This window comes from Caballeronia udeis, assembly GCF_001544555.2.
In the GTDB taxonomy this organism is placed as follows: Bacteria; Pseudomonadota; Gammaproteobacteria; order Burkholderiales; family Burkholderiaceae; genus Caballeronia; species Caballeronia udeis.
This window is the reverse complement of record NZ_FCOK02000154.1, coordinates 1-5790: the sequence shown is the minus strand read 5'-3', so window position 1 is coordinate 5790 and position 5790 is coordinate 1. Positions and strand designations below refer to the sequence as shown.

Annotated in this window: 7 protein-coding genes; 1 reads left to right on the top strand and 6 read right to left on the bottom strand. The window is 59.7% G+C overall.

The annotated features are described in order from the left end of the window. From AWB69_RS44650 to AWB69_RS44635, 4 genes are all read right to left on the bottom strand, one after another. A partial coding sequence (locus AWB69_RS44650; RefSeq protein ID WP_197500490.1) for an aromatic amino acid lyase occupies positions 1 to 686 on the bottom strand: 686 nt, incomplete at its 3' end. 479 nt (positions 687 to 1165) lie between these two features. Beyond that, positions 1166 to 1804, bottom strand: a complete 639-nt coding sequence (locus AWB69_RS44645; RefSeq protein ID WP_062093151.1) for a LysE family translocator — start codon at positions 1802 to 1804, stop codon at positions 1166 to 1168. 178 nt (positions 1805 to 1982) lie between these two features. Further along, positions 1983 to 2834, bottom strand: coding sequence for a class I SAM-dependent methyltransferase (locus tag AWB69_RS44640; RefSeq protein ID WP_062093150.1), 852 nt, complete (start codon positions 2832 to 2834; stop codon positions 1983 to 1985). A gap of 56 nt (positions 2835 to 2890) precedes the next feature. Beyond that, on the bottom strand, positions 2891 to 3547 hold the full coding sequence (locus AWB69_RS44635; protein ID WP_062093149.1) for a GntR family transcriptional regulator: 657 nt from the start codon (positions 3545 to 3547) through the stop codon (positions 2891 to 2893). A 32-nt stretch (positions 3548 to 3579) separates the two neighbouring features. Here AWB69_RS44635 and AWB69_RS44630 point away from each other — a divergent pair, with 32 nt between their 5' ends. After that, on the top strand, positions 3580 to 4737 hold the full coding sequence (locus tag AWB69_RS44630; RefSeq protein ID WP_062093148.1) for a pyridoxal phosphate-dependent aminotransferase: 1158 nt from the start codon (positions 3580 to 3582) through the stop codon (positions 4735 to 4737). A 1-nt stretch (position 4738) separates the two neighbouring features. Here AWB69_RS44630 and AWB69_RS44625 read toward each other — a convergent pair whose 3' ends face one another. Next, the gene (locus AWB69_RS44625; RefSeq protein ID WP_062093147.1) at positions 4739 to 5467 is read right to left on the bottom strand and encodes a class II aldolase and adducin N-terminal domain-containing protein; all 729 of its coding nucleotides are present in this window, start codon (positions 5465 to 5467) and stop codon (positions 4739 to 4741) included. A gap of 23 nt (positions 5468 to 5490) precedes the next feature. Next, entirely contained in the window at positions 5491 to 5634 is a 144-nt protein-coding gene (locus AWB69_RS48485) for a hypothetical protein (protein ID WP_156529213.1), read from the bottom strand. Positions 5635 to 5790 lie beyond the last annotated feature (156 nt).

The following is a 5790-nucleotide window of genomic DNA, read 5'->3' as shown; positions in this document are numbered from 1 at the left end:
ATCGCCGCATCCACCGACAGCGCGCCCGACACCAACCCCGTGCGGTACAGGTCTTCGATCGCGAACATGTTGTACAAGGCGAGTGCCGTGGAAGCCTGCGTGCCGTTGAGCAGTGCGAGACCTTCCTTAGCCCGCAGCGTCAGCGGTTCGAGACCGGCGGCTTTCAGTCCATCGAGTGCGGAAGCTTGCTTGCCTTCGATAAACACCTCGCCAATGCCCAGCAACACGCCCGACATATGCGCGAGCGGCGCAAGGTCACCTGATGCACCGACAGAACCTTTCACCGGAATGACCGGCAAGATGTCCGCGTTGAACAGCGTGATCATCGCGTCCATTACAACGCGCCTGATCCCCGAGTGGCCGCGTCCAAGGCTCGACAGTTTCAAGGCCATCAGCAGACGCACGACGGGCGGCGACATGGGCTCACCTACTCCTACCGCATGCGACAACACCAGATTGCGTTGCAGGAGTTCAAGCTGATCCGCAGGGATGTGCGTGTTCGCGAGCCGGCCGAAACCCGTGTTGATGCCGTAGGCCGGCAGGCCTTTCGCAGCGATGTCCTCCACCGCTTGCGCGCAGGCGTCGATGGCGGCGTGGCTTGCCGGCTCCAGTGTCAGCTGGACGCGTTCCCGCGCGATGCGGCGCAGTTGGGGCAGAGTCAGGTTGCCGGGGGTGAGCTTGATCATCGGGTAGTCCTTTGGCTTTGGCGGCCATCTTGTCTATACAAGAGAATAGCCTCGAGTCTAGGACAACAAAATCGGTATATACAAGAGGTTTTTACCGGTACGGATGAGGAAAGATGTTTTTAATCTCGGGCGGCGGCATTGCCGGATAAAGGCGAGAGGCTTGCCGAGAATATAGCTTACAGGTCAGTTGTATTCATGTTAACCCTGAATTTTCAGTGTTCCGGGCAGCGAAGACCAGTTATAAATCACAGCTTTAAATCCTGTCTATACCGCTGCACCTACTTAGCTCTCCGCGCTCCATGCAGCAGCCGCTGCCGCAACGCACGTCTCCACGCCCGGCTTCTCGAAGATGGGTCGAGGTGCTTATTCAACCGACCGCGGGTTCGTCTCCAGAATCTCGCTGATATCGCGATTCGCCTCTGGTGGCTGATCATCCAGATGCGGTTCGCCAGGGCGTAGCCCCGGCTGTCGCGTCACCGTCAGATACCCGCTTTATGCGCGGTCAAGATCAATCGCAAGCCCAGCGCGGTAATGGCGCCTGCAGCAATACGATCGATCCATTTCTTGGCGCGCAGGTAAAGCTCGCGCGGTCGACGGCTGGAGAAACACACGGCGACAACGGTGTACCACCCTGCTTCTATCGCGAAGATCATGGGCGGCAGGATCAGGTAACACCAGAGCGGCGGATGCTGCGGCAACAAGGCGGCGAAGATACTGCCGTACCAGATCGCAGTCTTCGGGTTGCTGAGTTGTGTCGTGAGACCGACCCAGAATGATTTACGCAGTGTGTGGTTTTGCGCGTCGCGCCCGTCGTCCACGACCAGCGGACTGGACGCACCCCGCCAGATCTTCGAAGCGATGTAGATCAGGTAAAGCCCCCCGGCTACTTTCAAGCCGACATAGAGCCATTCCACCGCGGACAGCAGCGTATAGAGCCCTGCAAGCGCAATGCCGCTGAAGAAAACGCCACCCACGCCCATGCCAAGTGCGGTCGCCAGACCATCCGCCCGCGACAAGCCGATCGCGTTGCGCGCGACCAGCACAAAGCTCGGACCGGGGCTCATCGCCCCCATTAATAGTGCTGCAAGTATGGCGGCAACGGCGGCCAAGGCGGTCATCGGCGTTCTCCTGAAAGTGGGTCAAGGGGTGCGTTTTCCATAAAAATAACACGTGCGGACTAGCGTCAAATTTACGGATTAAGCGGATTGTTAAGCGCCGGTCATAACCTGCAAGCGCGTGCATGCGGATTTCGCTAAAGCCAAACCGCGTTGTCAAGGCGTCCGGGCGACTCGTTCATCACGCCGGTCTTCGCGCGGCGATGCCGTACATCAGCGGCAAGCGCACCATGTCTTGCGGAGGCACCATGCGCCGGCCACCGCTATCGCGCATGCCTTCAAAACCCTTCCACCCGTTTGCATACGGGTACTCGCGAAGTTGCTCGATGACCAGACCGTTTTTGGCCAACGCCGAGACAACGTTGCCGATTCCCCAAAAGAACTCGACGCTCGGATGCGGATTCACAAAGGTCTCAACGCCGGCCTCATAGCCGTCCGGGGCCAGCCCGTCGCCTGACAGCGCAACGTAGTCGTTGACGCCATCGCTTGGGATCGGCGTGTGGTCGAAATAGTCGTATCGCATTGTCCATTGCTCGTCGAAGATCATCGCGAACGGATGAAATTCGACTAGAACAAAACGGCCGCCGGGCTTGAGCGAGTGCGCCACGCCTTGCGCCCATGCGTCGATATCGGAGAGCCAGCCGAGCGTTCCATACGAGGCGAACACGCGGTCAAACCGGCCCGGCGTGCTCGCCTGTTCCGCGAAATAGGTCAGCAAGTCGGCGCGGTGGAAGGTCGCCGGGATGTTTGATTGCTCCGATAAATCCCGCGCGAAGCGAATGGCTTCATCCGAGATATCGACACCGGTCACGTTGGCGCCGAGACGCACGAGGCTCAGCGTGTCCCGCCCCGAATTGCATTGCAGATGAAGCAGGTCAAGTCCCTCGATACTGCCAAGCAACTCTACTTCCTCGGGGAATAGCGTTGAACCGCCGTTGCGGAAAAATGCAGCCTGATCGCCCTTGTGACTGTTATGCGCTGCCGTGGCGGCGTCCCAGGAAAGGCGGTTTTTCTCGTGAAATTCGTTTGTCATCGGTCTTTTCTTGTTGTTGCCCGGGTTAAGACTTTCGTCCTGTTTGCTTCAAGCGCCTAACGCGAACGATGAGCGCGCAGCGCGTCGAGCATGACAACGCCTGCCTCGACGATATGCTCTTTCGTCAAACGTTTCGCCAGGCGTTTGTCCTTCGCTTCAACAGCGGCAAGAATCCGGGTGTGCTCGGCAAACGAGGTGTCCTGATAGGCCTCGATCTGCCAGACAAGACGCAGATACCGGTCAGCCTTCTGCCACAGCAACTCCAGCGTTTCCATCAGGTGGCGCTTGCCGCAGACCGCATAAATCGAGCGGTGAAACGCCCAGTTGTCTTTCGACCACTGGTCGACATTGGTCGCGCTCGCATCCAGCGCAAGCGTGGCGCGCGCAGCGGCCGCGTCCTCTGTGCTGAACACATCAATGGCGGTGTCGAGCGCGAGAAGCTCGAGTGCAACACGCATCTGCTGCAGTTCTTCTGCCTCGTCGCGTGTCATTGCAGACACGAAAGCGCCGCGGTTAGGAACGATGGTCACGAAGCCACGCGCTTCCAGTTGAGCAAATGCTTCTCGCACCGGAATGTGGCTGGTGCCGAATTCCTCGGCAATCCGGTCCTGGCGCAACTGGGTGCCGGGCGCCAGTTCACCGCGCAGGATCTGCTCGCGCAGGCGGTCGCACAGCGACCCCGGAGAAAGATTTGCATCGATCGATCTTTTCATTTTAATATATTAAAACAAGTGAGGAGACTTATGTGACTGTCACTCGGTTGAAAAATATTCCCGGAATCGGTGTCGACAAAATGGGCGACGCCGCTGATTCGTCGAACAACCCCAACATCCTGAGGCTCGAGAACCTGGACACGGATATACGGCCGCCGGCCGATGCCATCCGCCGGACCCATGAAGCTGTAGACGACGACAACGCCAACAGCTACCTGCCCTTCACGGGTCAGGTCGCGCTGCGTCACGCGGTGACGGCGCGCATGCAGCGATCGACCGGAATCGAGTACGACGCCCACCACGAATGCATCATATCCGCGGGAGGCCTGAGCGGCATTCTCAATGTGCTTTTGTCGATACTGGAACCCGGCGACGAAGTGGTGCTGACCGATCCGACCTATGCGGGTCTCATCAATCGCGTCCGGCTGGCAGGCGGCATTCCGAAGTTCGCCCGGTTGGTGCCTGGCGCCGACGGCTGGCGGCTGGACCTCGACAGCTTGTCCGCTGCAGTCGGGCCGCGCACTCGTGCATTGCTCATCATGTCGCCGTCCATGCCGAGCGGCTTCGTCGCGAACATGAGCGAATGGAATGCGATTGCGGAACAGTGCAGGCGCGCGAATGCGTGGCTTGTTTATGACGCGGCAATGGAGCGCATCGTATTCGATGGCCTCCCTGTCATTCACCCTGCATCATTGTCCGGCATGGGCGAACGGACCATTACGGTTGGAGCAGTTTCGAAAGAGTTCAGAATGATCGGGTGGCGGGTAGGCTGGATCGTAGGACCACTGAACATCATGGCCGACGTGCGCCTGACGAGCCTGTCCAACGTGGTCTGCCAGGTCGGAATCGGTATGCCGGGTGCGACTGCCGCCCTGACGTCAACTGGCGACGGAGTGGCGCAAGCCGTCGCGCAATGGCAGGATCGACGCGACGTCGTTTTGAGCGCGCTCCACGACCTTCCGGTCATCCGGCCGCATGGCGGGTGGTCTCTGCTTATCGACACTGAACAACTCGGGCTTCCCTCTACCGAGGCTTCCCAACTGCTGCTCGCGAAGGGTGAGATAGCTGCAACGCCAATGCCCGGATGGGGTCCGGATGCAGGCCGGTATCTGCGCTTCGTGTTCGCGAATGAACCCGCTACGCGTCTCGCCGATATCCGCAGCCGCGTGCGTGCGGCCTGGGGAATCTAGGCTACTGCGCGTATGACGACCCCTCGTCATCAAGGATGGCCTTCAACTCGCTCAGGTGCTGGTCCGCGAAACCATCGTAGTCCTCCACCCATTGGCGCATGGTCTTGTGCGCCACCCGAGCCGATGCGATTCGCAGCGGCTGCCCGGTCGTCAAGGCGGTGATATAGGTCTCGCACGAACGCTCGAAGTAATAGAGGTCGTCGAATGCCTGGGCCACGGTCGGCCCGGCCACCAGCACGCCGTGCTGCCCCATCAGCAGCACCGGCTTGCCCACAAGCGCACGGCTTACGCGCTCTGCTTCATCGCCCAGGCCCATGCCGTCGAAACCTGTATCGATCGCCACGCGCTCGAAAAACCGCATGCAGTTCTGATCGAGCGGCGGCAACACCGGGTCTTGCAGGCAGGACAGCACGGTCGCGTACTTCGAATGAACGTGCAGGATGCAACGGGCTTCGCGGTGCCGCCTGTGGATCGCCGAATGAAGCGCCCACGCAGTGATATCGGGCGCGTCCGGCCGATCGATCGTCTGCGCGTCGTGCGCATCCACCAGCAGCAAGTCACTCGCCTTGATGCGGGAAAAGTGCCGCCCGCGTGGATTGATCAGGAATTGCGCGCCGTCGTCCGAGACGGCGACGCTGAAGTGATTGGCAATGGATTCGTGCATGCCGAGGCGCTCGGCCCAGCGAAAGACACACGCCAGATCGACACGTTGCTGACGATGTTCCAGCATAAAGGCATCTCCTGTGCAGGCTGTCAGAACCAGCCCATGGCCTTGGGTTCGAAGTTGATATAGGCGTGCTTCAGATCGGTGTATTCATCAGGGTCGATGACGTCCCGGCAATCGCCGCCACCAGCCTCTGTCCACTCGCCGTTTATATAAAGCAACCTGGGGTTCATGAAGTCTCCTTAAAGGGGGCGGCGCTGTATCGAATGCCAGTATTCCCAGGGGACTATAAGGCCGCCATTTTCCGGCGATATGATCGAAAGCGACTTCCCGGAGACGCATTCCATCAGCCAGCATCAACTCCACCGGCACACGAACAGACGATTAAA